Origin of the sequence: Burkholderia sp. lig30, assembly GCF_000687455.2 — a bacterium.
Classification (GTDB): Bacteria; Pseudomonadota; Gammaproteobacteria; order Burkholderiales; family Burkholderiaceae; genus Burkholderia.
This window is the reverse complement of sequence record NZ_JGVW01000109.1, coordinates 76,496-100,420: the sequence shown is the minus strand read 5'-3', so window position 1 is coordinate 100,420 and position 23,925 is coordinate 76,496. Positions and strand designations below refer to the sequence as shown.

The 23,925-nt window shown below is 64.9% G+C and carries 21 protein-coding genes; 7 read left to right on the top strand and 14 right to left on the bottom strand.

Translation table 11 applies throughout. The features are described 5' to 3' along the window. Window positions 1-135: 135 nt before the first annotated feature. On the top strand, window positions 136-795 hold the full coding sequence (locus LIG30_RS21935; protein WP_051995131.1) for a phosphorylase: 660 nt from the start codon (window positions 136-138) through the stop codon (window positions 793-795). A 367-nt stretch (window positions 796-1,162) separates the two neighbouring features. Here LIG30_RS21935 and LIG30_RS21930 read toward each other — a convergent pair whose 3' ends face one another. The 10 genes from LIG30_RS21930 to LIG30_RS21885 form a co-directional block, all read right to left on the bottom strand. After that, the gene (locus tag LIG30_RS21930; protein ID WP_038715407.1) at window positions 1,163-1,531 is read right to left on the bottom strand and encodes a cupin domain-containing protein; all 369 of its coding nucleotides are present in this window, start codon (window positions 1,529-1,531) and stop codon (window positions 1,163-1,165) included. Between the two features lie 35 nt (window positions 1,532-1,566). Further along, complete coding sequence (locus LIG30_RS21925) at window positions 1,567-2,868, bottom strand: NAD(P)/FAD-dependent oxidoreductase (RefSeq protein ID WP_038715406.1); 1,302 nt, start codon at window positions 2,866-2,868, stop codon at window positions 1,567-1,569. A 195-nt stretch (window positions 2,869-3,063) separates the two neighbouring features. Further along, the gene (locus tag LIG30_RS21920) at window positions 3,064-4,290 is read right to left on the bottom strand and encodes a porin (RefSeq protein WP_051995129.1); all 1,227 of its coding nucleotides are present in this window, start codon (window positions 4,288-4,290) and stop codon (window positions 3,064-3,066) included. Between the two features lie 138 nt (window positions 4,291-4,428). Next, window positions 4,429-5,877: an APC family permease gene (locus LIG30_RS21915; RefSeq protein WP_038715402.1), complete on the bottom strand. Its 1,449-nt coding sequence runs from the start codon at window positions 5,875-5,877 to the stop codon at window positions 4,429-4,431. A 250-nt stretch (window positions 5,878-6,127) separates the two neighbouring features. Beyond that, window positions 6,128-7,069: a helix-turn-helix domain-containing protein gene (locus LIG30_RS21910; RefSeq protein WP_038715400.1), complete on the bottom strand. Its 942-nt coding sequence runs from the start codon at window positions 7,067-7,069 to the stop codon at window positions 6,128-6,130. Between the two features lie 123 nt (window positions 7,070-7,192). Then, window positions 7,193-8,698, bottom strand: a complete 1,506-nt coding sequence (locus LIG30_RS21905) for an aldehyde dehydrogenase family protein (RefSeq protein WP_038715399.1) — start codon at window positions 8,696-8,698, stop codon at window positions 7,193-7,195. 161 nt (window positions 8,699-8,859) lie between these two features. Next, complete coding sequence (locus LIG30_RS21900; RefSeq protein ID WP_051995128.1) at window positions 8,860-9,300, bottom strand: hypothetical protein; 441 nt, start codon at window positions 9,298-9,300, stop codon at window positions 8,860-8,862. A gap of 153 nt (window positions 9,301-9,453) precedes the next feature. Then, the gene (locus LIG30_RS21895) at window positions 9,454-9,642 is read right to left on the bottom strand and encodes a DUF2783 domain-containing protein (RefSeq protein ID WP_038715398.1); all 189 of its coding nucleotides are present in this window, start codon (window positions 9,640-9,642) and stop codon (window positions 9,454-9,456) included. Continuing rightward, a complete protein-coding gene (locus tag LIG30_RS21890) occupies window positions 9,636-11,288 on the bottom strand; it encodes an FAD-dependent oxidoreductase (protein ID WP_038715397.1) in 1,653 nt (550 codons plus the stop codon). Before LIG30_RS21890 ends, LIG30_RS21895 begins: the two co-directional genes overlap by 7 nt. 13 nt (window positions 11,289-11,301) lie before the next feature. Then, on the bottom strand, window positions 11,302-11,853 hold the full coding sequence (locus LIG30_RS21885; RefSeq protein ID WP_038715395.1) for a VOC family protein: 552 nt from the start codon (window positions 11,851-11,853) through the stop codon (window positions 11,302-11,304). Window positions 11,854-12,030: 177 nt separating this feature from the next. Here LIG30_RS21885 and LIG30_RS21880 point away from each other — a divergent pair, with 177 nt between their 5' ends. Further along, window positions 12,031-12,471, top strand: coding sequence for a MarR family winged helix-turn-helix transcriptional regulator (locus LIG30_RS21880; RefSeq protein WP_038715393.1), 441 nt, complete (start codon window positions 12,031-12,033; stop codon window positions 12,469-12,471). 330 nt (window positions 12,472-12,801) lie between these two features. Beyond that, window positions 12,802-13,170 carry a septal ring lytic transglycosylase RlpA family protein gene (locus tag LIG30_RS25635; protein ID WP_235510361.1) on the top strand — a complete coding sequence of 123 codons (369 nt, stop codon included), beginning with the start codon at window positions 12,802-12,804 and terminating at the stop codon, window positions 13,168-13,170. A 292-nt stretch (window positions 13,171-13,462) separates the two neighbouring features. Here LIG30_RS25635 and LIG30_RS21875 read toward each other — a convergent pair whose 3' ends face one another. Next, window positions 13,463-14,434 carry an MlaA family lipoprotein gene (locus tag LIG30_RS21875; RefSeq protein ID WP_038715392.1) on the bottom strand — a complete coding sequence of 324 codons (972 nt, stop codon included), beginning with the start codon at window positions 14,432-14,434 and terminating at the stop codon, window positions 13,463-13,465. Further along, on the bottom strand, window positions 14,427-17,060 hold the full coding sequence (locus tag LIG30_RS21870) for an MMPL family transporter (RefSeq protein ID WP_038715391.1): 2,634 nt from the start codon (window positions 17,058-17,060) through the stop codon (window positions 14,427-14,429). Before LIG30_RS21870 ends, LIG30_RS21875 begins: the two co-directional genes overlap by 8 nt. A 390-nt stretch (window positions 17,061-17,450) precedes the next feature. On the opposite strand from LIG30_RS21870, the gene LIG30_RS21865 reads away from it, so the two are divergent. After that, entirely contained in the window at window positions 17,451-18,059 is a 609-nt protein-coding gene (locus LIG30_RS21865) for an MlaC/ttg2D family ABC transporter substrate-binding protein (protein WP_038715389.1), read from the top strand. Window positions 18,060-18,124: 65 nt separating this feature from the next. On the opposite strand, the gene LIG30_RS21860 is transcribed toward LIG30_RS21865, so the two are convergent. Further along, on the bottom strand, window positions 18,125-18,772 hold the full coding sequence (locus tag LIG30_RS21860) for a response regulator (RefSeq protein WP_038715388.1): 648 nt from the start codon (window positions 18,770-18,772) through the stop codon (window positions 18,125-18,127). Window positions 18,773-18,789: 17 nt separating this feature from the next. Next, window positions 18,790-20,172, bottom strand: a complete 1,383-nt coding sequence (locus tag LIG30_RS21855; RefSeq protein WP_038715386.1) for a cache domain-containing protein — start codon at window positions 20,170-20,172, stop codon at window positions 18,790-18,792. Window positions 20,173-20,776: 604 nt separating this feature from the next. Between LIG30_RS21855 and LIG30_RS21850 the strand changes: the two genes are divergently transcribed. From LIG30_RS21850 to LIG30_RS21840, 3 genes are all read left to right on the top strand, one after another. Beyond that, window positions 20,777-22,180 carry an undecaprenyl-phosphate glucose phosphotransferase gene (locus tag LIG30_RS21850; protein ID WP_152986186.1) on the top strand — a complete coding sequence of 468 codons (1,404 nt, stop codon included), beginning with the start codon at window positions 20,777-20,779 and terminating at the stop codon, window positions 22,178-22,180. A gap of 207 nt (window positions 22,181-22,387) precedes the next feature. Then, a complete protein-coding gene (locus tag LIG30_RS21845) occupies window positions 22,388-23,434 on the top strand; it encodes a polysaccharide biosynthesis/export family protein (RefSeq protein ID WP_038715431.1) in 1,047 nt (348 codons plus the stop codon). Window positions 23,435-23,481: 47 nt separating this feature from the next. Next, window positions 23,482-23,919 (top strand): low molecular weight protein-tyrosine-phosphatase, encoded by a 438-nt coding sequence (locus LIG30_RS21840; RefSeq protein WP_038715384.1) that lies wholly within the window; start codon window positions 23,482-23,484, stop codon window positions 23,917-23,919. The last annotated feature ends 6 nt before the right edge of the window (window positions 23,920-23,925 follow it).

Here is a 23,925-nt window from a genome sequence, read left to right as displayed (position 1 = left end):
CGCAAGTTCTTCCCGCTGTGGGCGTTGGCGCGCTATCGCAACCTGAAGCGCGCGAATTCGACGCGCGTGACGGTCGGGATCTGACGCGTGGTGCAGACGCTCAACGGCACGCTGCCCGTCATTGCGGTGACGGGCATGGCGTTCGAAGCACGCATCGCGCGGGGCGAAGGCGTCGAGGCGGTTTTTGCGGCGCGGGCGGATCGTCTGGAGCGGGCGTTGTCCGAGGCGACGGCGCGTGGTTGCGCGGGCATCGTGAGCTTTGGCACGGCGGGTGGTCTTGCGCCGGATCTCGCGCCGGGTGCGCTGGTGATTGCCGATGCGATCGACGGGCCGTTCGGGCGCGTACCGACTGATGCTGCGTGGAGCGCGCGGCTCGCTGCCGCGCTGCACGGTACGCCGGTAGAGGCGCGCGTGACGCGCGGCGTGATGGCGGCGGTGGGTGCGCCGGTGGTCAGCGCGCAGGAAAAGGACGTGCTGTTTCGCACCAGGGGCGCGCTGGCCGTCGATATGGAGTCGCATATTGCTGCGGCGTTTGCGGCGGCGCGTGGCGTGCCGTTTGCGGTGTGCCGCGCGATCGTCGATCCGGCGTGGCGGACCCTGCCGCGCGCGGCGACGGCGGGGCTGCGGGATGACGGCAGTACGGCGATCCTGCCGATTCTGCGTGAGTTGATCAAAGAGCCGTCGCAACTGGGGCCGCTGCTGCAGGTGGCCGGCGATGCGCGCGCGGCGCGTACGACGCTCGTTCAGGCGCGGCATGCGTTCGAACGTGCGGGGGCGTTGCGGGTCGCGGCGTAGTGTTTTCTCCCCTCCCCCGCTGATCTTCGGGAACGGCGAAAGCCGTCCTGGCCTGTTGGCATCCCGGCGATGCCGTTTCTACCGGCGGCCGCGAAGTTCGTGCCGGTTTCGGCTGAAACCGGGCTGGTTGCCGCCTCGGCGATTCTCGATCGGTTGAATCCGGAAAGTCCGGAAAGTCAGGCGGACGTCCATCTGGCAGGCTGTTGAAAAACGTTTTCGAAGGATGTCCGTATGCCGAATTTTATGGTGACCTATACGTTGCCCATGTCGCGATGGCGCGCATTCGGATGATTTCAAGAAATCCGAAATATTCGGCGTGCATACATCGCAACGTCTTCCAACACCCTGCCAGACATCCGTTCTCGTCTTAAGCGAATGCCAGGTAGTGCTTTACGACACCGTTATCGGGCACTTCCCAAACGGTGGACGTTCCCTTCGTCACAAACCATGAATCGCCGGCCTTGAAAGTCCGGGCTTCGCCGGTGGACTCATCGGTGATCTTCACCTCGCCATTGACGATCGTTGCCTGCTCGCTGAACGGATAGACGAGCCTGAACTTGCCCTTCGACGCGCCAAAGTAGCCTGCCGAAACGGGGTCCGTCGGTGCTCCATGCGTGAGCTTGCCGTACGCCTGTACATCGCCGTCGCTGAGAATCTGGCTTCCCAACGCGCTGACGCTTCCCCAGGCGTCGAGTTCCGAAATGGACGTGCCGAGCTTGATTGCAGTGAGACCCATAGAGATATTCTCCTTAAAGCATCGTGAATGAAAATTCACCGCCGCCCGTGCCAGTAGCCGGACGTCTGGTGCATGACTTTTCCGAGCGTGACAAGCACGTTCCTGTACTTGTCCTTGCCCTGAATGCTGGCCCGCGGGATCGAACTCACCAGCCGGTAACGCTCCGAGCCGCCCAGAATGCCCTCCGCGAGAATCTTGCAAATGATCTGGCTCGGCGTCACGCCAAAGCCGGAATAACCCTGCACGAAAAATACGTTCGGGCGGTCGGCCAGCGTGCCGATCTGCGGAAAAAGGTTAAGGGTTGACGCCATCGGCCCGCCCCAGGCCAGATCGATCCTGACGTTCTCGAGATAGGGGAAAACTTCGACCATCAGGCGCCGGTTCCACTCTTTCAGATCGCCCGGAATGTGCTCGACCAGGGACGTCGACGAACCGAACAGCAGCCGGTTCTCGTTCGTCACCCGGTAGTAATTGATGACCGGCCGAATATCGCTATACGCGCCGCGAATCGGGCTGATGCGCCTGATCAACTCGTCGCTCAACGGCTCGGTCATCGAGTTGAATGCGTACACGTTGATCGTGCTGCGATGCAGTTCAGGCTCGATATTGTTGTTGAAGCCATCGCATGCCCATACCAGCTTCCTGGCCGTCACACTGCCTTTTGCCGTGCGCACGCGGATGCGCTCGCCGTAGGCGATCTCCAGCGCGGGGCTGTATTCGAAGATGCGGACGCCATAGATCTCCGACACGGCCTTCGCTTCTCCGAGCAACAGGTTGAGCGAGTGAACGTGTCCTCCGCCCATATGCAGCAGGCCGGCGTGATAGACCTCCGAGCCGATGATCTGCCGGACGTCATTTCCTTCGACGTAGCGGATCTCATGCGGCGACCCGAGGGACTTGAAGTCCTTCTCCCAGCTACGCAGCGTCTTCGCCTGACGCGCGTTGTACGCCATGTAGCCGTAGCCACTGCAGAAGTCGGCATCGATGTTGTACTTCGCGATCCGCTCGCGCATGATCTGCGGCCCGAGGTCGCTGAGCGCAAAGATCGCCCGCACGCCGTCGTCGCCCACATCTTTCTTGATCGCGTCCAGGTCGTGCCCGATGCCGGCCATCACCTGCCCGCCATTGCGACCGGTGCCGCCGTATCCGAGGTAGCGCGCCTCGAGGACCACCACGTCCGTCACGCCGTTTTCCGCAAGCTCCAGCGCGGTGTGGATTCCCGAGAATCCGCCGCCGATGACGACCACGTCGGCCTGCACGTCGTTCTCGAGGGAAGGAAAGCTCAAATCGTATTTCTTCGTGGCCGTGTAGTACGTAGCCGTTTCATCTGCATGCATCGTCGTTCCTTTGTCTCCGGTTGCAACCGAGGCTGATGGCGCTGCCGCAGGGGGCGCTCGGAGTCGGGTGTTGACCGGTTGCCGTACTTTCATTCTGGATCTGCCGATTTGTTTGGGTGAGCACAAATCGGCAAAGGCACGCCGGGCTGGCCTGACCGTCGTCCGTCCGTTCGGCAGGCGCATGGCTCATCGGCGTCAGAAATTCACTCTGACGCCCGCGAGGACCGCGAGCTGGCGGTCCGAGTTGCTGTTCACCAGATTGGGAATCTGCGCATAGTTGGCGCTCGCGCTGCCCGACGCGTTGGTGCCCAAGCCGGTCCCGCCCGCTTGCTGCGCGATGGCGACGGCATACAGCGCCGTGCGCTTCGACAACTGGTAGTTGGTCCCGAGGTTCACCTGATGGAAGTGCGTGGAACTCCCGCCGCCGGGCTTCGCGTTGTTGAAGATGTACGCGACACCGAGATTCCAGAACGGCGTGACCGCGTAGTTCAGGTTGACTTCAGCGATGTCGAACGACACGTCCTGTCCGCCGGGCGACGCCGCGCTCGCGAAGTACTGGCTGCCTTCCAGCCGGGTATGCGTGTACACGGCGGCCACGGTCGCATCCCCCAATACGATCGAACCGCCCGCGCCGTATGCCTTGATCGTGCGTGCGTTTTGCAGCTGGCAGTAGCTGGCCACGGCGTTGGCGCAGGAAAAGTCGCCGATATAGCCATCGGCGCCACCCAGCGCGGCGTTGAATGGATCGTTGAGCGTCATGTAGCCCACGCTGATCGATACGGGGCCGCGTGCGTAGCCGCCGGCCACGGCATAGCCGCGCCGCGCGGAGAAGTTGCCGGCCTGGCCGCCGAGGCTGAACGTGCCGCCGAAGGTGAAGCCGTTGAAATCCACGCTCGTGAACTTCACCGCGTTGTTCATGTTGAAGGCTTCGTTCAGGTTGTCCACGTCGCCGAAGTGCGAGCCGTACAGCGTCGCCCAGTTATTGCTCGATGCATAGACACCCAGGAAGTCGGAGTACGAATCGTATTGGCGGCCGAGTCCCAGCGTACCGATGCGCTCGTCGCGCAAGCCGACCCATGCCTGCCGGCTGAAGAGCGCGCCGCTTTGCAGCATCGAGCCGGTTCCCGTCAGGAACTGATTTTCCAGAGAGAAGGTCGCCTTCAGCGGGCCGCCGAGGTCTTCGGTTCCGGTCAGTCCCCAACGCGACGGGACGAGGTTGCCGCCACTCATCTGCACCGCATGGCCGCTTGTGATGGAGCCGTCTGCCTGGGTGACCTGTTGATTCGTCGAATAGACGACCCCCGCATCGACGGTTCCATAGAACGTCAGGCTGCTTTGGGCATCGGCGTGATTCGTCCATGCGCCGCATAGCGCCAGCGCTGTAGCCATCCAGGTCGACTTGATTGCTTGAGTGTTTTTCATGAATGTGTGTTTCGATCGACGTGCGTCGCCCCGCGCGGTCATGCGGAGCATGCTGCGCAACGTGTGTTCATTAAGGAAGAGTGCGTTCGCGGAAGAACGCGGAGTCAACAGCTAAGCGTGCGTCGCGTAGCGTTCTGATCAGAGGCGCGAGCTTCCGAGGCGCTCGTAGCAGGCCTGGTCGCGTCGCTTGAGACTTCGCGCCGCGATGACGCCCGCGATGGCGAAGATCGGCAACAGCGCTGTCAGCGAATACGACAGCGTGGCGCCCGCTCCCGTCAGCAGCGGGAAGTTCGCGATGGCGAGAACCAGCACGGTGGCAAGCGCGAGACCCGACACGACCGGAAACACGGCCACGCGCAATGCGCTTTCCTTGCTGGAGGGCAGGCGCTTGAAGAACAGGAAGACCGCCGCGGAGGACAGCACCATCAGCGCGATGATGCACAGCGTGGCGACATTGGTGAGCCAGGAAAAGAGCGTCAGCACCGGATCGGCGCGCATGACGATGAACGCGGTCACGACGATCAATGCCACGGCCGATTGCACGAGCGATCCGATGTGCGGGCTGCTGTGCAGCGGATGGGTACGGCCCAGCGTCGTCGGCAGCAGCCCTTCTCGGCCGCTCGCGAAGAAATAGCGCGACGCCGAATTGTGAAACGCGAGCAGGCCGGCATAGACGCTCGTGATGAAGAGCACGCTCATGGCATTGGTCAGCGCATGGTTCGCGTAATGATCCGACAGCGAATAGAGGAACGTCGTCGGATCGGCGAGCGCGGTCAGCGTTTTGACGATGTCGTCCACGCCGGCGCCGACGATCATGCACCAGACCGAGAAGCAATAGAACGCGCCGATCAGCAGCACCGAGATGTACGTGGCGAGCGGCACCGTGCGCTGCGGGTCTTTGGCTTCCTCGCTATAGATCGTCGTGGCCTCGAAGCCGATGAAGGTCGCGAAGCAGAACAGGAAGCCGATGGCGGGCGTTCCGCTCATGAACGTGTGCGGTGTGAAAGACGCCAGATTGACGCCGTGCGCGCCACCGCTGTGGAGGATCGCGATATCGAGCACCAGCACGACGACGTACTCGCCGATGACGAGCAGCGACAGCACCTTCGCGGAAAGATCGATCTGCCGGTAGCCAAGCACGGCGATGCTCGCGAGTGCCGCAAGCGAATAGACCCACCAGGGCGCGCCGATACCGAAATGGGATGACCCGAAGCCCGCCGCGACCGCGCCGAACATGCCGTACAGGCCGATTTGCATCGTGTTGTACCCGAGCAGGGCGAGCAGCGCCGCCGCGCCACCCGCCGTTCCGCCCAGGCCACGCGCGGTGAACGCATAGAAGCCGCCTGCGTTGGTGACGTGACGCGCCATTGCGGTATAGCCGGCCGCGAAGAGCAGCAGGATCACGACGGTCGCGATGAGCAACGAAGGCGTGCCTGCACCATTGCCGAGCATGATGCCGATCGGAAAGCCGCCGGCGATCGCCACGAGCGGGCCCGCCGCCGAAATGACGAAGAAGACGATGAACCCCAGTCCCAGCGCGCCTTTGCGCAGCTCGGTCGAGGGTGTAGGTTCCATAGCGACGCTCATTGGTTCTCTCCAGGTGGTCAGGCATGGGTTGACCCGCATCGGTGAGCGCTCATGCGATTCACGTGCGGTCATGTGTTGCTGGAGAATTTAGAAAACCAAAATACGCCACCGGCAGCACAAATTGGCAATGCGCAAGCGCGTTAGGGTTTTTGCCTAGGCAATGCATGGGTTCGTCGCGACATCGCGTGAGCGAAACAACGCAGGACGGTCCCCAAAGGGTGTGAATCGAAAGGATGGCGAAAGGTCTGTCTCAGAACCGGCGCTGTGTCTGCGACGGAAGCTCGCCGAAGAGGTCGCGGTATTCGCGGGCGAAGTAGCTCAAATGCGAGAAGCCGTAACGCGCGGCGGCATCGCCGATGAGCAGTTCTTCCGCACTGGTGGAGCGCAGCAGGCGACGCACCGCGTTCAGCCGCATCGCACGCAGATATTCGACGGGCGTGACGTTCGCGACTCGCTGAAAGCTGGTTTGCAAGGTCCGGCGGCTGCACCGCAACGCACGGCACAGATCGAGCGCGGTGACGGGCTCGGGCGCATTCTCGCTGGCGATGCGTTCGCAACGCCGGACGATATCGCTGTAGGTGGCGTGAGTCAGGTCGCGCTTCGACACCCCGCTCGCGCTTTCGAGCAGGCCGAGCAGCACGCCCAGCACTTCGTCCTGAAAGAGTTTGACCGATGCGGGATGCGTGAGCGCGGCAGGATTGGCTTCGGCCGCGTCGAGGACGGGAACGAGCCGCTGCTGCAGCACTTGCGCGGCATCGTCGGAGACCGGCAGAACGTTGCGCTTCCACTGCCGCGCCACATCGTCCCCAACGGTAACCGCAACCAGTTCGTTCATCTGTTCGACGGGCAGGCTCACGCCGGCATAGTGCATCGCTTCCGGCGTATAGAAGCGAAACTCCTCGCCGGGGCTCAGCAGCATCAGCGCGAATCCGTTGATCCTTTGCCCCTGGAAGGTGCCGGCGAGCGGAGCCGAAAGCGGCACGGCGATCGACGCGTAGCCGGCAGGAGACACCCCCGCCTGCACGATGCGCCGATTGGTCGACTCGCGAAAAAAATGAAACGCCGACGACGTGGCCTCGACGACCTTGCTTTCGAATCGGCCGGGCGTCATCTGCCGGTAGACCTGCTCCCAGCCGCTGACGGCAAGCGAATGGTCGTGCACATCGACGAGCGAGCTGACTTTGAAGTCCATCGCCTCCTCTCCTTGATGTTGCTATCTTAAAGCAGGAGCATGCTGTCGGATCGCTCGTCAAAAATACGCGTCATTGCCTGCGTGGGCGCTTGCTGCCGGACACGCCACGTCGTCTGCGCATGCTCAATGCGCGATGCAGACGGACTTCGTTTCGGTACAGGCTTCGACCGCGTACTTGCCGAACTCGCGACCGATGCCCGACTGCTTGTATCCGCCAAAGGGCATCGAAGGGTCGAGCGGCACGTGACAGTTCACCCACACGGTGCCCGCCTCGATCTTCTGGGTGAGATTCATCGCCGCGCGCAAGTCGTTCGTCCAGAGGCTCGCGGCGAGCCCGTAGGGGGAGTCGTTGGCGAGCCGCAAGGCCTCTTGCGGATCGTCGAACGGGACGAGCGCCAGCACCGGTCCGAACACTTCCTCGCGGACGATCGCGGCGTCGGCGGGAACGTCCGCGATCACCGTGGGCCGCACATAGTACCCGGGCCGGTCCACGGGCGTGCCGCCCGCGAGAAAGCGCAAGCCATCCGCCTTCGCCCGCGCGATATGCGCTTCGACGCACGCCCGATGATGCGAAGAAACCAGCGGATTGATCTGGGCGGCAGGATCGATGCCCGGGCCGAGGGTCATGGAACGCGCGATATCGGCGAGCCCGTCGGCGATCTGCCGGTATTTGCTGCGATGCACGTAGATGCGCGAAACCGCGGCGCAGACCTGCCCCTGATTCAGGAAGCCGCCCGCCAGCGCGCCTTGCACGGCCTGGTCGACGTCCACGTCGGCCAGCATGATCGCCGGATTCTTGCCGCCGAGCTCCAGCGAGAAACGGGTCATGTTCTGCAGGGCGGCGGCGCCGATCAACTTTCCTGTCGGCGTCGAGCCGGTGAACGTGATTTTCGCGATGCCGGGATGCGATGCTAGCGCCGCACCGCATTCCCGGCCGCCCGTCACGACATTGAAGACGCCCGCGGGCACGCCGGCTTCCGTGGCGAGTTCCGCGAGGCGAAGCGCCGTCAGCGGCGTCTCCGGCGACGGCTTGATGACGATGGTGCAGCCTGCCGCGAGCGCGGGAATCAGCTTCCATACGGCGATCATCAACGGGAAGTTCCACGGCACGATGCCGGCCACCACGCCCACCGGTTCCTTGCGCGTGAAGGCCGTATAACGCGCGCCCGGCGGGAACGGAATCGACACGTCGAGCGTTTCACCGGTGATCTTCGTCGCCCAGCCGGCCATGTAGCGCACGTATTCCACCGTCGCGCCGACTTCGATGGCGCGTGCGATGTTGATCGACTTGCCCTGGTTGAGCGTTTCCAGTTGCGCCAGCTCTTCGGCATGGGTCTCGATCACGTCCGCAAGACGCAGAAGAATGCGCTCGCGGTCGGCGGGACGCAGGCCGCTCCAGACGCGGTTGTCGAACGCTTCACGTGCGTTCGACACCGCGCGATCGACGTCGGCGGCGTCTGCGTCGGGCACGGTCGTCAATACTTCGGCGGTCGAAGGATCGAAGACGTCGAGCCGCCGCGTGGAATGCGCCGGACACGACGCGCCGTTGATGAACAGACCGGGTTCCCGTCCGAGAAATGCGCGGACGCGCGCGTCGATGACGATCTTCGTCTCATTAGTCGCTGTCATGTTTTCTGTCTCGCCTGGTTCGTGACCGGACCGGTGGATGCGCGCAAACCGCGCGTGGCCCGGCTCCTTCGGGCGACTTTAGGCGCGGCGGTTCGGGAGCGTTAGCGCAAATCGGCAGCGGCTGGTGATACGCGGGTAAACGTTCATGATCGGCCGCACCGCTATCGATCTGTTCGCGAACCAAATACGCAATGCTCGAACGGCTGGCCCTTCCGGAAAAAACGCTCCTGCATGAGCGCGGCCTCGGCGGCGTTGATCAGCATGAGCATCGCGAAGCGCTCGCCGTCGGCATGCGCGACGATGGCGAAGCTTCGCGGATCGAAGCCCTGATTGAAACGCGGATCGCTCGTGACGATGTCCTCGTCGTCATGCAAGCCTTTGCAGCGTGCGTCGTCGACGATATTCCAGCTCTGCGGCAATCGCAGCAGCACATCGGAAACGTCTTCCTCGCGAGAAATGACGCTCGCGCACGTATGCATGCGACGCTGAAACCATCCCGGTGCGCCGGCCGGCTCGACGGGCATCGCGGCCAGTGCAAACAGCAACATGCCAGAGTCGGCTGTGTCCGATTCGAGATTCGCAACGGTCAGGAAGTCGATCATGCTGAATAGCTCCTCCAGGGGCCGCGCGCGACGACGCGGCTTACGATGAAGAAAGCTTAGGTGCCGGGCGCCATGAGCCGATAGCATGAATCGGCAAGAAAAGCACATCGCCCCGCGCGGACCTCGGCGTCGCGCGGGGCCGCCGGACACGGTCTATAGATTGGACCGGGCGACCTCGAGTGCCTCGCGCAGGATGTTTCGATCGACGATCTGGTTGGCGAGTATGAGCAACAGCTTTGCGTTCATCAATTCGGCCTGTGCCTCGCTGAGATCGCGCTGAGCCGCGATCAGCTCCTCGTAAAATGCATCGGGTTCGGCCAGATTCAGTTCGTGGTTCAGCATCGCTCGTACTCCGCTTCAGGTTGACGGGCGAGGCAGCGCCCAATGGCCGCCTCTATTTTCTCGACATCGAACTCGCGCCACCGTGCAGCGACATATTGATCCGGGCGGATCAGGTAAACGGTGCCGGGACGTGCGTCGTAGCGCTGCGCGACGAGTCCTTCGGCATCGACGATGTCAGCCGCCGAACCCGGTTGACCAATGTTCAGCACCTTCACGGATGCACCCGATGCGGCAATCTGGCCGGGCGTGGCGGCCGCTCCGAACGTCAGGACCGTAAAGCCATCGCCGAGCTGGTTGAGCAGCCATTCCGTGCGGCCGTTGCGCAGGACGGGCGCGTCGGCGCAATTCGTGCCCGGACGCATCGTCCTTGCGAACGCCGACTCGTCGGGTGTGTTCAACGGGGACTCCACATAGGGTGTAGGCGTGGACAGCCGGCCGCTATTGACGAGTGCCCGCGCAAACGGTTCGGTTTCCGCAAGCGACAGGACTGCGTCGCGAAGCACGCGGCTCGTGCGGCTTTTGGGCGTGATGAAATCGGTCGATCGCGTCGAGTTGCGCAGATTGTCGTCGGCGGCAAATGCACGCTCGGCGTGGTAGCTGTCGATCAGCGCTTCAGGCGCGCGCCCATCGAGCACCAGCTTGAGCTTCCAGACGAGATTGTCGATATCCTGCACACCGGTATTGGCACCGCGGGCACCGAATGGCGAGACCTGGTGCGCGGCGTCACCGGCAAACAGCACGCGTCCGTAACGGAAGTTATCGATGCGGCGGCACGCAAACTGATAGACCGACACCCACTCGAGTTCGAAGTCCACGCCCTTGCCGAGCATGGCCTGGATTCTCGGGATGACGTTTTCCGGCTTCTTTTCCTCGGCAGGGTCGGCATCCCAGCCGAGCTGGAAATCGATGCGCCAGACGTTATCCGACTGCTTGTGCAGCAGCACGCTCTGCCCGCGATGGAACGGCGGGTCGAACCAGAACCAGCGCTCGGTCGGGAACTCGGCGTTCATGACCACGTCGGCGATGAGGAAGCGATCCTGGAAGAACTGTCCCGTGAACCCCGCGCCCAGCATCTTGCGGGTGTCGCTGTTCGCGCCGTCGCAGGCGATGACCCAGTCCGCTTCCATCTTGAAGATGCCGTCCGGCGTCTCGACGTTCAATGTCGCGTGATCCGGGCCCTGTGAAAGGCTGACGAGCTTGTGCTTCCAGCGCAGATCGACGAGCGGATGCTTGTCGCATGCATCGACCATGTATTCTTCAAGGTAGTACTGCTGAAGATTGATCATGGCCGGCATCTTGTGTCTGGGCTCGGGCAGCAGGTCGAACGCGTAGACCGGCTTGTCCTCGAAAAAAACCCGTCCGACCTTCCAGCTCACACCTTTCTCGACCATGCGTTCGCCGACGCCCAGTCGATCCCAGACCTCGAGCGCGCGCTTCGCATAGCAGACTGCACGGGAACCGATGCTCACGGTGTTGTTGTCGTCGAGCACGACGGCGGGGATGCCGCGCGCGGCGCAATCGAGCGCGGCCGTGAGGCCGATGGGCCCGGCGCCGACGATGACGACCGGGTGTCGCTTGACGGTGCCTTCCTTTTGCTCGGCGGACTGGCGGTAGACAAACTCGGGATACGTGTAGGTCTTCAACATGGGGCGTCTCCGCTCAGTCCTGATGGGCACGCGTTGCGAGCTCGCCTGCATGCATCCAGGCTGCATGCTTGGGCGCGCGTTTGGTTTGCGACCACTCTTCGAGCATCACCCATTTCACGTCGTCGAGCCGCTTCATCTGCTCAGCCGTGGCGCAATCCGCGGCCAGCTCGACCCGGTGGCCGTTGGGGTCGAAAAAGTAGATCGACTTGAAGATCGTGTGGTCGGTCACGCCGACCACCTTGATGCCCGCCGCCGTCAGGCGCGCCTTCGTTTCGACGAGCGTCGCTTCGCTGTCGACTTTGAACGCGATGTGCTGGACCCAGTCGGGCGTGTTGCTGTCGCGCCCCATCGGAGGCGAATTCGGGATCTCGAAGAAGGCCAGCACGTTGCCGCCGCCGGCATCGAGGAACACGTGCATGTAGGGATCGGACGCCTTCGTTGACGGAACGCGGTCTTCAGCGATAGCGAGCACGAACTCCATGTTGAGGTGCTTGCGATACCATTCGACGGTTTCCTTGGCATCTTTGCAGCGGTACGCGACGTGATGGATACGTTCGATTTTCACCGGGCTTCTCCTTGGGGATGGTGGGTGCCAGTTAGTAACTATGGTTACGAAGTGGATGTGTGAAGAGTAGAGCGTCGGCTCACGGATGGTCATCGGTGAAATCCCGTACTGAGCTGATCTATGTCAAGTTTTTGAGGCGTGGCGTCGAGTGCCAATAACATCTGTTACGATAAAGACATGAACCTGCTGAAGTTCTTCCCCTATCGCGTCGCCAGGCTTGCGGATGCCGTCAGCCGTGCGGTCGCACCGGTGTACGCGGAGCGTTTCGGCTTGTCGCGCGACGAGTGGCGCGTGCTGGCGGCGCTCGCCGAAGAGAACCAGATGAAGACGACGGATCTGATCGCGCACACCACGCTCGACAAGATGCAGGTGAGCCGCGCATTGGCGCGCATGGAGAGTGCGGCGCTGATCGAGCGCGCCCCGGACCCGGAAGACGGGCGTGCGCGCATCGTGCGCCCGACGGGCGCTGCGCGAAAGCTCTATCAGAAGATCGTGCCGATGGTTCAGGCGCGGGAGGCTTTTCTGCTTGAAGCGCTTACGCCGCAAGAGCGCGAGGTGCTGCTTGGCGCGATGGACAAGGTCATGGAACGTGCGCTGCAGTTGGAGCGGCAGGGGTGATGGGTGAGGTACTGGCGGATATCGACTGCGGATTCAACCCGTCGATGCAATACACTTGAAGCTGCATGGCAGCAAGGCGTGTTGCAATGAAATCAGGGTCGGACTGACAGGCCCACTGCACGAGACCTAAAAAATTGTCACGATGTTATGTTGCCCGGGCGCGCGGCTTGCGTGAGCTTTTTGGGACGTCAAAGCCACACCTCATTAACTGACATGTGCTCTATGGTGCTATCACTCCGCTATTTGGGAGTTTTGGGAATCTGCGCTTTGTTCGCGGCTTGCGGACAGATTGCACCCGAACATGCTGCGTGCAGGGTTGATTCCTGTCGCATGCGACACGATGTGCTGCAATCCGGCGAGGCGTCATGGTATTCGGCAACGTTCCAGGGGCATCTGACCGCGAACGGAGAACGCTATGATGGCGGCGCATTAACGGCTGCCCATCGAACATTGCCGCTCGGCAGCTATGTGCGCGTCAGTTCGTTGGCAACAGGAAAGTCGGTCGTCGTGCGTATCAACGATCGCGGACCCTACATCAAACGCCGAATTATCGATCTCTCTTATGCCGCGGCGAAGACCTTGGGTTTGACGGACGCACGGTCGATGCATGTGCGCATTGAACGTGTAGAGAGCACCGCGAACGCACAGACGGAGTCGGACGACGGCGGAATCTTGATGACGGGAAACGGCAGTCGGTAAAAAACACGCGGGACGTCAACGGGTTGACTCCGCAGTGTAGAACGGACGTCCGAGTGTCCAGCCGGGGCGATTCGCACATGGCTTGAGATGGCCGAACGAGGACATCAACGGTCACTCGGCGTGATCAAGCACCCGCAACGGTTCGTTCTGAACCTGGCGGTATCCCCCGGCAATCCGCGACGAACCAGAAAAAAACCCGACCGGCATTCAAGCCGATCGGGTCTTTCGCGTCTGGCCGGCTTACCGGCCGCCATCGCATAACGCAGCGCGTCTCAAGCGCAGCATCCGCGCATCAATTCGCAGCCGGGCTGCTGGCCGGCATCGCAGGAGCCGCATCCGTGGCACTGGCCGCAGCAGGCACCGCGGCCGAAGGCGTTTCACTCGCCGGCACGCCCGGCACAGCACTCGCCCCCCCGCTCGCCGGCACCGCCACTCCCGACGCCCCCGCCGGCATCGAAGCCCCCGGCGCTCCCGCACCCGGATCCTCATTTTTCGGTGCCCCCGGCACCGTCGGCGCATTCTCCTGCCCCGGCGCGCCATCCACATCCCCCGGATCGCCATAATTCGGCAGCGTGCTCGGCGCTTCCTCACCCTTGTACGTCAGCGACTTGCGCTGCTGCATATACGCGTCCCGCACGAACGAATACTTGTCGAGCGCCGCCTGCTGTAACAGATCCGTCGCACCCAGCAGATCCGACCGCGCGCTCACGAACTGCACGATATACATCGGATTGCGCGCAGCCGGCTCGATGTAGTTCAGCAGGTTGAAGCGCACATCGACCGCGCGCCCGACGCCGTCACGGAACGAGCTCGGCCCGAAGATCGGCAGCACGAGATACGGACCCGACGGCACCCCCCAGCGCGCGAGCGTCAGCCCGAAGTCCTGATGGTGCTTCGGCAGCCCCGCAGGCGTTGCGATATCGAACAGCCCCGCCACCCCGAACAGCGAGTTCATTGCCATCCGCATCACGTCCTGGGTTGCATCGGTGATGCGCAACTGCAGCAGGTTGTTCGCGATGTTGCCGAGATCGGCAATGTTCGAGAAGAAGTTGCTGATCGCCGTGCGGATCGGCGACGGCGTGACCTTCTGATACCCCTTCGCGATCGGCACCGCGATGTTCGTGTCGATCGTGTCGTTGACCGTGAATACCACACGGTTCATTGGCTCGAGCGGATCGTCCGCGCTGCGGTTAGGGCCGGTCGCGCAGCCGCTCAGCATGACGCCGGCAGCGAGCGTCGCCGCAATCATTCGCACTTTATTCATTGCTTCCCTGCAATTGTTTTTTTGCGCGCTTCGCGCGCGGTTTGCCCATCAGCACCGGCTGGAACACCACGGCGCCGACCAGCGTGCACGACAGCGCAAGCGCAAGCAGCTTGCCCATGCTGGCGGTACCCGGATGGTGCGACAGCCACAGGCTGCCGAATGCTGTGGCGGTAGTCGCGGCGCTGAACAGCACCGCATGCGTAAGACTCGAATGCAGCAGGCCGGTCTGCCCGGCTCGCCATGCCATCACGAAGTACACCTTGAACGCCACGCCGACGCCGAGCATCAGCGGCAGCGCGATGATGTTGGCGAAGTTGAGCGGCATGCCGAGCACGACGCTCATCTCCAGCGTCACGAGCGCGGAGACGAGCAGTGGCACCAGCGTGCGCAGCACGTCGCCGAAGCGGCGCAGCGTGATCCACAGCAGGATCGTGATCGACAGGATCGACCAGGCGGCCGCATGCAGGAACGCACTGATGATCGTGTCGGCCGAATGCAGGATCGAGATCGGCCCGCCGATCGTGCCCGGCTCCGCCGCCTTTACCGCCTTCGCGAAGCGGCGCAGCATCGTGTCGTCGTTCGGATCGACGCCCGCCGGAATCTTCGGCGAGATCTGCACGAGCGCCTGGCCGTTCGGCGCGACCCAGTCGCGCACGAGCTGCGGTGGCAGCGTGTCGCGCGTGATGTCCTGCGGCTGGAGCAGCGTCGCGAGCTGGTTGAGCGCGATGCGCAGCGGCTCGGAGAACGCGCGTTCGGCGCGGTCGCGCGTCGCGCTGTCGGCGGCGGCGAGCTTCTTCAGCGACGCGGACAGGTGCTCGGCGGCAGCCGCGCCGGGGCCGGGGTAATCCTCGGCCGCGTAGCCGAGCAGGTCGGCCACGCGTTTGAGCGCGGCGACGCGCTGCACGTCGCTGGCGGGCGGCGCGGCAGGCTGGGTCAGCGCGGGCAGCAGGTCGGTCGCGGCTGCCGCGATCGACGCGCGCTTGGCCGCCTGATCGGCCGGGATGAAGGTCGACAGCGTCGTCGTGCGGCCGACCTCGGGCAGCGCGTCGAGGCGCTTCGCGGCCGCGTCGGCTGCGGTGAGCGACGGCGCAAGCATCGTGACGTCGTTGATCGATGCCTCGGGCGAGTCCTTCAGCGCGAGCAGCGTCGCCATCGATTCGCTGTGCGGGTCCTTCAGGTGCAGCGGGTTGAAGTCGAAGCGCAGGAACGTCAGCAGCGGCGTCGCGCCGAGCACGACGGCGATCGTGCCGATCAGGATCGGCGTGCGGTGCCGGTCGAGAAAATCGTCGACGGGCGCGAGGCGCGGGAAGCCCGGCGTCGTCGATTCGCCCGGCGGCGCGAACAGGCGCAGCAGCGCGGGCATCAGCGTGACCGTGGTCGTCAGCGCGACGAACATCCCGACGCCCGCGATCAGGCCCAGCTCGGAGACGCCGCGATACGCGGTGGGCAGGAACGAGAAGAAGCTGGCGGAGACGGCGGCGGTGGCGAGCGTGAGCGGCATGCCCATCGCGTGCGCGGCGCCGATCAGCGCGTGGTCGATGCGCGGGTCGCGAAAGCGCTCCTCGCGGTATTTCACGCCGTACTGGATCGCGAAGTCGACGCCGAGGCCGACGAACAGCACCATGAACGCGACCGAGATCATGTTGAACGAGCCGACCATCATCAGGCCGAGCGCGGCCGTCACGACGAGGCCGACCGTGAGCGTGACGAGCACCGACGCGATCATCCGCTTGGAGCGCAGCGCGAGCCACAGGATCACGAGCACGACGACCATCGTCGCGATGCCGTTAACCGCAGCGCCGTCCTGCACCGACGCGAACTCCTCGTCGGCGAGCGGCTGCTCGCCGGTCAGGTGCACCACCGCGCCGAAGCGCTTGTCGAGGTCGAGCGTGCGCGCGGTTTCGCGGATCGTCCGGGTCGTCTCTTCGCCTGCCCTGAGCGCGCCGTAGTTGATGACGGGCTGAACGGTGACGAACGCGCGCGCCGGCTGGCGGGCCGCGTCGCTGTCGACGAGCCCGCGCCACGAGAACGCGGCGGGCTTGCCGGCCAGCACGTCGTCGACGGTCGCGGCGCTGCGCGACAGCAGCCTGGCCATGCCGGGCAGCTTCACCTGCCCGGACTGCAGCGGCAGGCCGAGCGTCGTCGACAGCGTGGTGGCGAGCCCGGTCAGGCTCGGGTTCTTCGCCAGCTCGTTGATGAGGGGGCGGGCGCTCGCGAGCTGCGCGGTGGTGCTCGCGGCTTCCTCCGGCGACAGGAACAGCAGGCCGTTGCGCTCAAAGAACGGCCCGCCGCCCGGCTCGGCCACCTGGCCGATGCGTCCGGCCCTGGCCTGTTCCTCGAGGCCGGCCGTCAGCGCATGCGCCGCGGCGGTCGCGAACTCGGGCGCGGGCGCCTCGACGACCGCGAGGATCGTGCCGTTGCGTTGCGGAAACGCGCGGTCGATCGCGTCGCCGAGCGCCGCCCATTCCGGATCGGCATCGACGAGCTTGCTGATGTCCGTGTTGATTTTGAAATGATGCGCGACGTAGACGCCGCTGAACGCGGCGATGACGAGCGACAACACGACGACCAGAATCGGGCGTCGTACCGACCACGCAACGAGTCGAACGATAAGATGAGTCACCATGGGACGGCGGAGTGGGGTACGAAAGGGCAAAGTGTCCAAGTATACCGGCGCATCGAACCGTCAGTCGCCTTCATGGGGCTGTTTAGGGCTGTTACCGGCTGCGAAGGTTATTTGCTGGCTAATGCAAGAATCCTGCCTGGCCAGGCACGACGCTCGCCGGCGCCGCGCCCGGCCGCATTGCGCGGGAAGCACGTTCTGAGTTAGTGTGCGTTCACTTCCGATGCGCGGCGGTCCGCTTGCGTGCGCTGGCCGGGCACCGTGACAATGACGAAGCGGCGCCAGAGGTAACAGTCGATCACGATGCGGCATCCTGTCATCAGGCCCGGTATACTGGGTCAGACCGGTCGGTGCGCCGCGCCGGCCATCTTTCCTTACGAGTGCGATATCCGTATGAAACGTCATCTGTTTGCTTTCCTCGCCGCGGCCACCGTGTCCGCCACGGTGTCGATTTCCGCTTATGCGCAGAGCGCGCCGGTCGACGTGGTCCGGAACGCGGTCGAGGGTACCGTCAATGCGATGAAGGCCGATCCGGTCGCGCGCACCGGCGACATGGCGAAGGTCACGCAGGTCGTCCAGAGCCACTTCCTGCCCGCGACGAATTTCGAGCGCACGACGCGCATCGCCGTCGGTGACGCCTGGAAGCAGGCGACGCCGCAACAGCAGGAGGAGCTGTACAAGCAGTTCAAGCTGCTGATGACGCGCACCTACGCCGCGTCGCTCGCGCAGCTCGGCAGCCAGGACGCGAAGTTCTCGTTCAAGCCGGGCGCTCCGGCCGGCACGGATGCGCTCGTCGAGTCGACGGTGACGACGCCGGGCGACAGCCAGTCGGTCGGCTACCGGCTCGGCAAGGTCGGCAGCGACTGGAAGATCTACGACATCGACATGTCCGGCGCGTGGCTGATCCAGGTCTATCAGGGGCAGTTCAAGGCCCAGCTCGCGCAGGGCGGCATCGACGGCCTGATCGCCTTCCTGACCAAGCACAACGCACGCACGAACTGACCGCCACGGCGGCGTGCGGTGCAAGAAGGGGCGCGATTCGCGCCCCTTTTTTATCGTCCACACGGTCAGCGCCGCCGATGCTCGACCGCGAACTTGATCATCTCGGCCTGTCCCTCGATGCCGAGCTTGCGCTTCAGGTTCAGCCGGTGGGTCTCGACGGTGCGTACCGACAGGCCGGTCTGATGCGCGATCTGCTTGCTCGACAGCCCTTCGGCGAGCGCGTCGAGGATGTCGCGCTCGCGCGGCGTCAGGCGTTCGAGCGGCGACGCGGCCGCGCTCGCGTGGATCATCCGGGCCGCGAGTCCTTCGCTGAAGAACGTCTGGCCAGCGAGCACCGCGCCGATCGCACGGACGATCTCGCTCGCGGGGGAGTCTTTCAGCAGATAGCCGCTCGCGCCCGCCCGCACTGCCTGCGTCACGTATTCGATGTTGTCGTGCATCGACAGCATCAGCACCCGGATGCCCGGAAAGCGCTCATGAAAAATCCCGGCCAGCGCGATGCCGTTCATCCCGTTCATGCCGACGTCCATCAGCGCGAGATCGGGATCGAGCGCCTCGGCGAGCGCCAGCGCCTCGTCGGCATTGCCGGCCTCGCCGACGACGCCCAGGTCGGCGGCTTCGAGCCGCATCCGCAGGCCGTCGCGCACGAGCGGATGGTCGTCGACGAGCAGGAGCCGGGCAGCGGGCCGCGCGGCGGTGTCTGGAGCGGTCATGGGCGAGGGGCCTCCTGTCAGTCGGATGAAGTCAGCGGGACGCGCGCGGCGACCAGCGTGTGGCCGGCCTGCGACGCGATCGTCAGCGCGCCGCCGAGCGCGTCGAGGCGCTCGCGCATGTTGCGCAGGCCGATGCCGTCGCGTGCGTCGGTCTGCGTGCGTTCGGCGTCGAAGCCGCAACCATTGTCGGCGATGGTCAGCGTCACCGCATGCGCGGCGACGTCCAGCGTGACGGCGGCGCGCGATGCGTGCGCGTGGCGCAGGATGTTGCTCAGCGCTTCCTGTGCGATCCGGAACAGCGCGGTGTTGACCGCGGCCGGCAACGGCCGCATGCCGCCGTGCGCGACCTGCGTGTAGCCGATCTCGATGCCGGTTTCGGTGCTCAGCTCGCGCACCAGCTGCTCGAGCGCGGCCGCGAGGCCGAGATCGTCGAGCATCGCCGGGCGCAGCGCGTGCGAGATGCGGCGCACCTCGCGCAGCGTGTCGCCGAGCCGCCCGATGCCGGACGCGAGCGCCTGCTCCGCTTCGGGCATGCGCGCGGTGCCGCGCTCGAAGCGCGCGAGCGCGGACTCGAGCATCAGTTTCGCCGACACCATCATCTGGCTGATGCCGTCGTGCAGCTCGCGCGACAGCCGCGCGCGCTCCTGTTCCTGCGATTCCACCACGCGCTGCGCGAGCCGCTTGAGCTTCGCGTCGGCGCTGCGCGATTCGCTGACGTTCAGCACCAGCGCGCACACGGCGATCGCGGCCGCGCCGGCCAGCGCAATCGCGGTGAGCCACGCCATCGTGCGGTCGATGTTCGCCGATGCGCGCGCGTCGATGCGCTGCAACGCGGTGTCGACGTCGTCGAGATAGATGCCGGTGCCGAGCATCCAGCCCCAGCGCTCCAGCGCGACGACGTAGCCGAGCTTCGGCGCGAGGTGGCCGGTGGACGGGCGCTGCCACATGTAGCGCACGTAGCCGCCGCCGTGCGACGCGGCGGCGATCAGCTGCTGGATCGTCAGGCCGCCTTGCGGGTCGCGCATCGCCCAGTAGTTGTGGCCGACGCGCGCCGGCTCGCGCGGATGCATCAGTGCGTTGCCGTGCAGGTCGTACACGAAGAAATAGCCGTCCGGCCCGAAATCCATCTTCTGCAGCATCGCCAGCGCCTGCATGCGCAGCAGCGCGTCGTCGCGCGCGTTGCGGCCGCTCGCTTCGTAGAGCGGGGTGATCGCGCTGGTCGCGAGATCGACGTAATGCCTGAGCTCGATTTCCTTGCTCGACAGGTACGCGGCCTGGATCGTCGCGTGCTGGGTGCGCGCGAGCGACGTCGCCTGCTGGCGCACGCCGATGCCGATGCCTGCGATCGCGACGAGAAAGGGCACGATCGCCAGAAGGAAGATCTTCGCTTTGAGTTTCATGATGGCCTTGGCCGGCCGCGATCACGTGCGTCGGCCGGGACGCGGGCGGGGCCGGCGCACGTGCCGCTCGCCGGAGCGCCCAGGCGGTATTGTCCGCGATTTTGCGCGCGCGAGGGCCTCGAGCGTTATGCCGACGCATTCGGCGGCATGCAGCAGGACGTCGCGTTCTGCTCGCTGCAGCCCGGCGCGCAGTAACCCCATTCCTCTCCGTCTCGACGCCGCCTCTCGCAGACGGCGCTTCCCGTTCCGCGCGGCCGGCAAGCACAAGCTGCATCACGTCTTCATCGCCCGACTCGACGCGCATCGACCCGCCGGTCGATTTCATGATTCACGTCGAAGCGGCGTAAGCCGCTATTGGGGCGCGTCCGCTGCGCCTGCTTCCCGATTGCGATTCGTCTCAGGTTATTGCGACGAATTAGTCCTTGTCCTATCCAATTTCGTCGCATGACCCATCTTCGTCTCATGGTTCCAGGATCAAGCGACTCATAAACTCGTCTTTCTTGCCAACTGTCATTTTTAAATCGCCATGTCAGGTCCGGGTCCCCACGACACACATGCAGTTTCTCCGTGCTGCAAGAACCGGAATGACCGGAGTTCAAACCGAATGAATAGAGATATGCAGCGCAAGCGGATAACAGGCAGCACACGCGCCGTATGCGCGATCGACACCTTTCTTATCGTCGTCATTGCGGGAATCGTGCATCAGGGTTCGCTGTGGAATCTCGCTGCACTCCGAATCGAATGGCTGCTGATCGGCGTCAGTGCGCTGATCGCAGCATTCGCGCTGCGGCTCGCCGGAATCGGACTCGAAGGCCGCACGCGACCGGCGACGCGCTACGCGTTGCGAACTGTCGCACTCTGGTTTGTCGTGCAAGGATTCGTACTGCTGAAAATGATTGCGCTGACAACCGTCACGGCCACGCTGCTCACATGGTTCTTCGTCTGGACGATCGGCGTCGCGATCGTGCTCGCCGTGTTCCGGGCCGGACTGAGCATCGCCCACCGCCGCAGCCTGCATGCGCCGGGCACGCCGTCCCGTGTCGCGATCGTCGGCGGCGGCGACTCGATCGAACGTCTCACGGAATCGATCGGCACGGCTGGCGCGTCGCGTTACCGGTTCGTCGGCGCCTATTGCACGACCGGCCACGCGATCAGGCGCGATGCCGGCACCTTCGTCGCCACCGATCTTGCGTCGTTCGCCGCCTTTGCCCGCGCCGAGTACGCGGACGAAATCTGGATCGCGCTGCCGCTCGACGACGACGCCACGATCTCCCGCGTGATCGACGAGTTCCGCAACGATTTCGTCGAGCTGCGGTTGATGCCCGACGTCAGCAAGCACGCGCTGTTCGGCAGTCACGTCGAGGACATTCTCGGCGAACCGGCGATCTCGCTGGCTGCGCCGCCGTTGTCGCGCGGTGCGCGGGTCGCAAAGGCGATCTTCGATCGCGTGTTCGCCGCCGTGGTCCTGATCGTGCTGATGCCGCTGCTGCTCGTGGTCGCCGCGGCCGTCAAGCTGACGTCGCCGGGCTCCGTGCTGTTCACGCAGAAGCGGCGCGGCGCGGACGGCCACACGTTCGACATCTACAAGTTCCGCACGATGCGCGCGCACGTCGAGCAACCCGGCACGGTCGCCCAGGCCACGCGCAACGATCCGCGCGTGACGAAGGTCGGCGCGTTCCTGCGCCGCACGAGCCTCGACGAGCTGCCGCAGTTCGTCAACGTGCTGTTCGGCGACATGTCGGTCGTCGGCCCGCGCCCGCATGCGGTGGAACACGACGCGCAATACCGCACGCTCGTCGACGGCTACATCCACCGTTACCGGATCAAACCCGGCATCACGGGCTGGGCGCAGGTCAACGGGCTGCGCGGCGCGACCGAACGGCTCGAAAGCATGCAGTCGCGCGTCGAGTACGACCTGTACTACCTGCGCAACTGGTCGTTCGCGCTCGATTTGCGAATCATCGGCGCGACGGTGTTGCACGGATTCGGTCACCAGAACGCTTACTGAGCGACCCATGTGCGTCGCCCCGGCGCCCCCCACGTACGAATAGGCCAACCCTTGAAATTCTCGCTCTCCCGTTCCCTTGACCGCCGTCGCCATCCCGCGGCTGCGAGCGCGCCGTCGCCGTCGCCTTCGCCCGGCGCCGTGCGCGCATGCGTCGCCGTGCTTTGCTGCGCGGTGTTGTCGGGCTGCGCGTTCGCACCGGGGATGAAGATGCCCGACACGGCCAGCCTGCAGGTGTCAAGCGGCGACGCGCACACGCCGGCCACGGCGGCGCCGGTGTCGATCTCCGAAATCGACGCGACGCTGATCCGCCAGTTGAAGGCCGACGAGCGCAGCGCCGCCGCGACCCAGGCCGGCGCGCTGCTCGGCCGCTCCACCGCCTATACGCTCGGCGCGGGCGACGTGCTGCAGGTCACCGTCTGGGACCACCCAGAACTGGCCGTCGCGCAAGGCCCGGCGCAGCAGACGAACACGCGCCCGTCCGACCCGCCGCAGGGGTTCGTGATCGACGACGCGGGCAACGTGCAGGTGCCCTATGCCGGCAACGTGCCGGTCGCCGGCCTGACGATCGACGGCGCGCGTCAGGCGATCACGGCCGCGCTCGCGCGCTATTTCGTCGCGCCGAAGGTCACGGTGCGCGTCGCGTCGTTCCGCGCGAAGCAGATTCATGTCGACGGCGAAGTCCGCACGCCCGGCACCGTGCCGGTCAACGACGTGCCGCTGACGCTTCATGAAGCCGTAGGCCGCGCGGGCGGCTTCACGTCGGAGGCCGACCAGAGCCGCCTCGTGCTGGTGCGCGGCGGCGTGTCGTATCCGCTCGACCTGCCCGGCATGCTGGCGCGCAACGTGAATCCCTCCAGCCTGCTGCTGCGCGACGGCGACCTGCTGCGCGTGGCGCCGCGCGAGGAAAACGGCGTGTACGTGATGGGCGAAGTGGCCCGGCCGATCACCGCGCTGCCGCTGCGCACGGGCCGGCTGACGTTGAGCGACGCGCTGTCGCAGGCCGGCAGCTTCAACAGCGCGAGCGCGAATGCCTCGCAGCTTTACGTCATCCGTGGCGCGACGAGCGATGCGCCGCGCGTGTTCCACCTCGATGCGCGCTCGCCCGTCGCGATGGTGCTGGCCAACCAGTTCGACCTGCAGCCGAAGGATGTCGTCTATGTGGACAGCAACAGCCTCGTGCGCTTCAGCCGCGTGCTGAACCTGCTGCTGCCGGCGATCAATGCCGGCCTGACGGGCGCGATCGTCACGAAATGACCGGGGAACGTCGCCATCGCCATCGCACAAGAGAAACCGGAGGAAACATGATTCGCAGCGTTCTCGTCGTCTGCACCGGAAACATCTGCCGCAGCCCGATCGGCGAGGGGCTGCTGCGGTGGCGACTGCCCGGTGTCGCGGTCGCGTCGGCCGGCACGTCGGCGCTCGTCGGGGAGCCGGCGGACGCACTCGCCATCGCCGTGTCGGCCGACGCCGGGATCGACCTCTCCGCGCACCGCGCGCAGCAGCTCACCGCGGCGCTGATTCGCGGCGCGGACATCGTGCTGACGATGGAGGCCAGCCAGAAGCGCGCGATCGTCGAGCGCTATCCGTTTGCGCTGGGGCGCGTGTTCCCGCTCGACAAGCAATGCGGCATGGATGTGCCGGATCCGTACATGAAGCCCGTCGATGCGTTCAGGCAGGCCTATTCCCAGATCGAACGCGGCGTGAACGCGTGGGTGCCGAAGATCGAGGCATTGAGATGAGTGTTG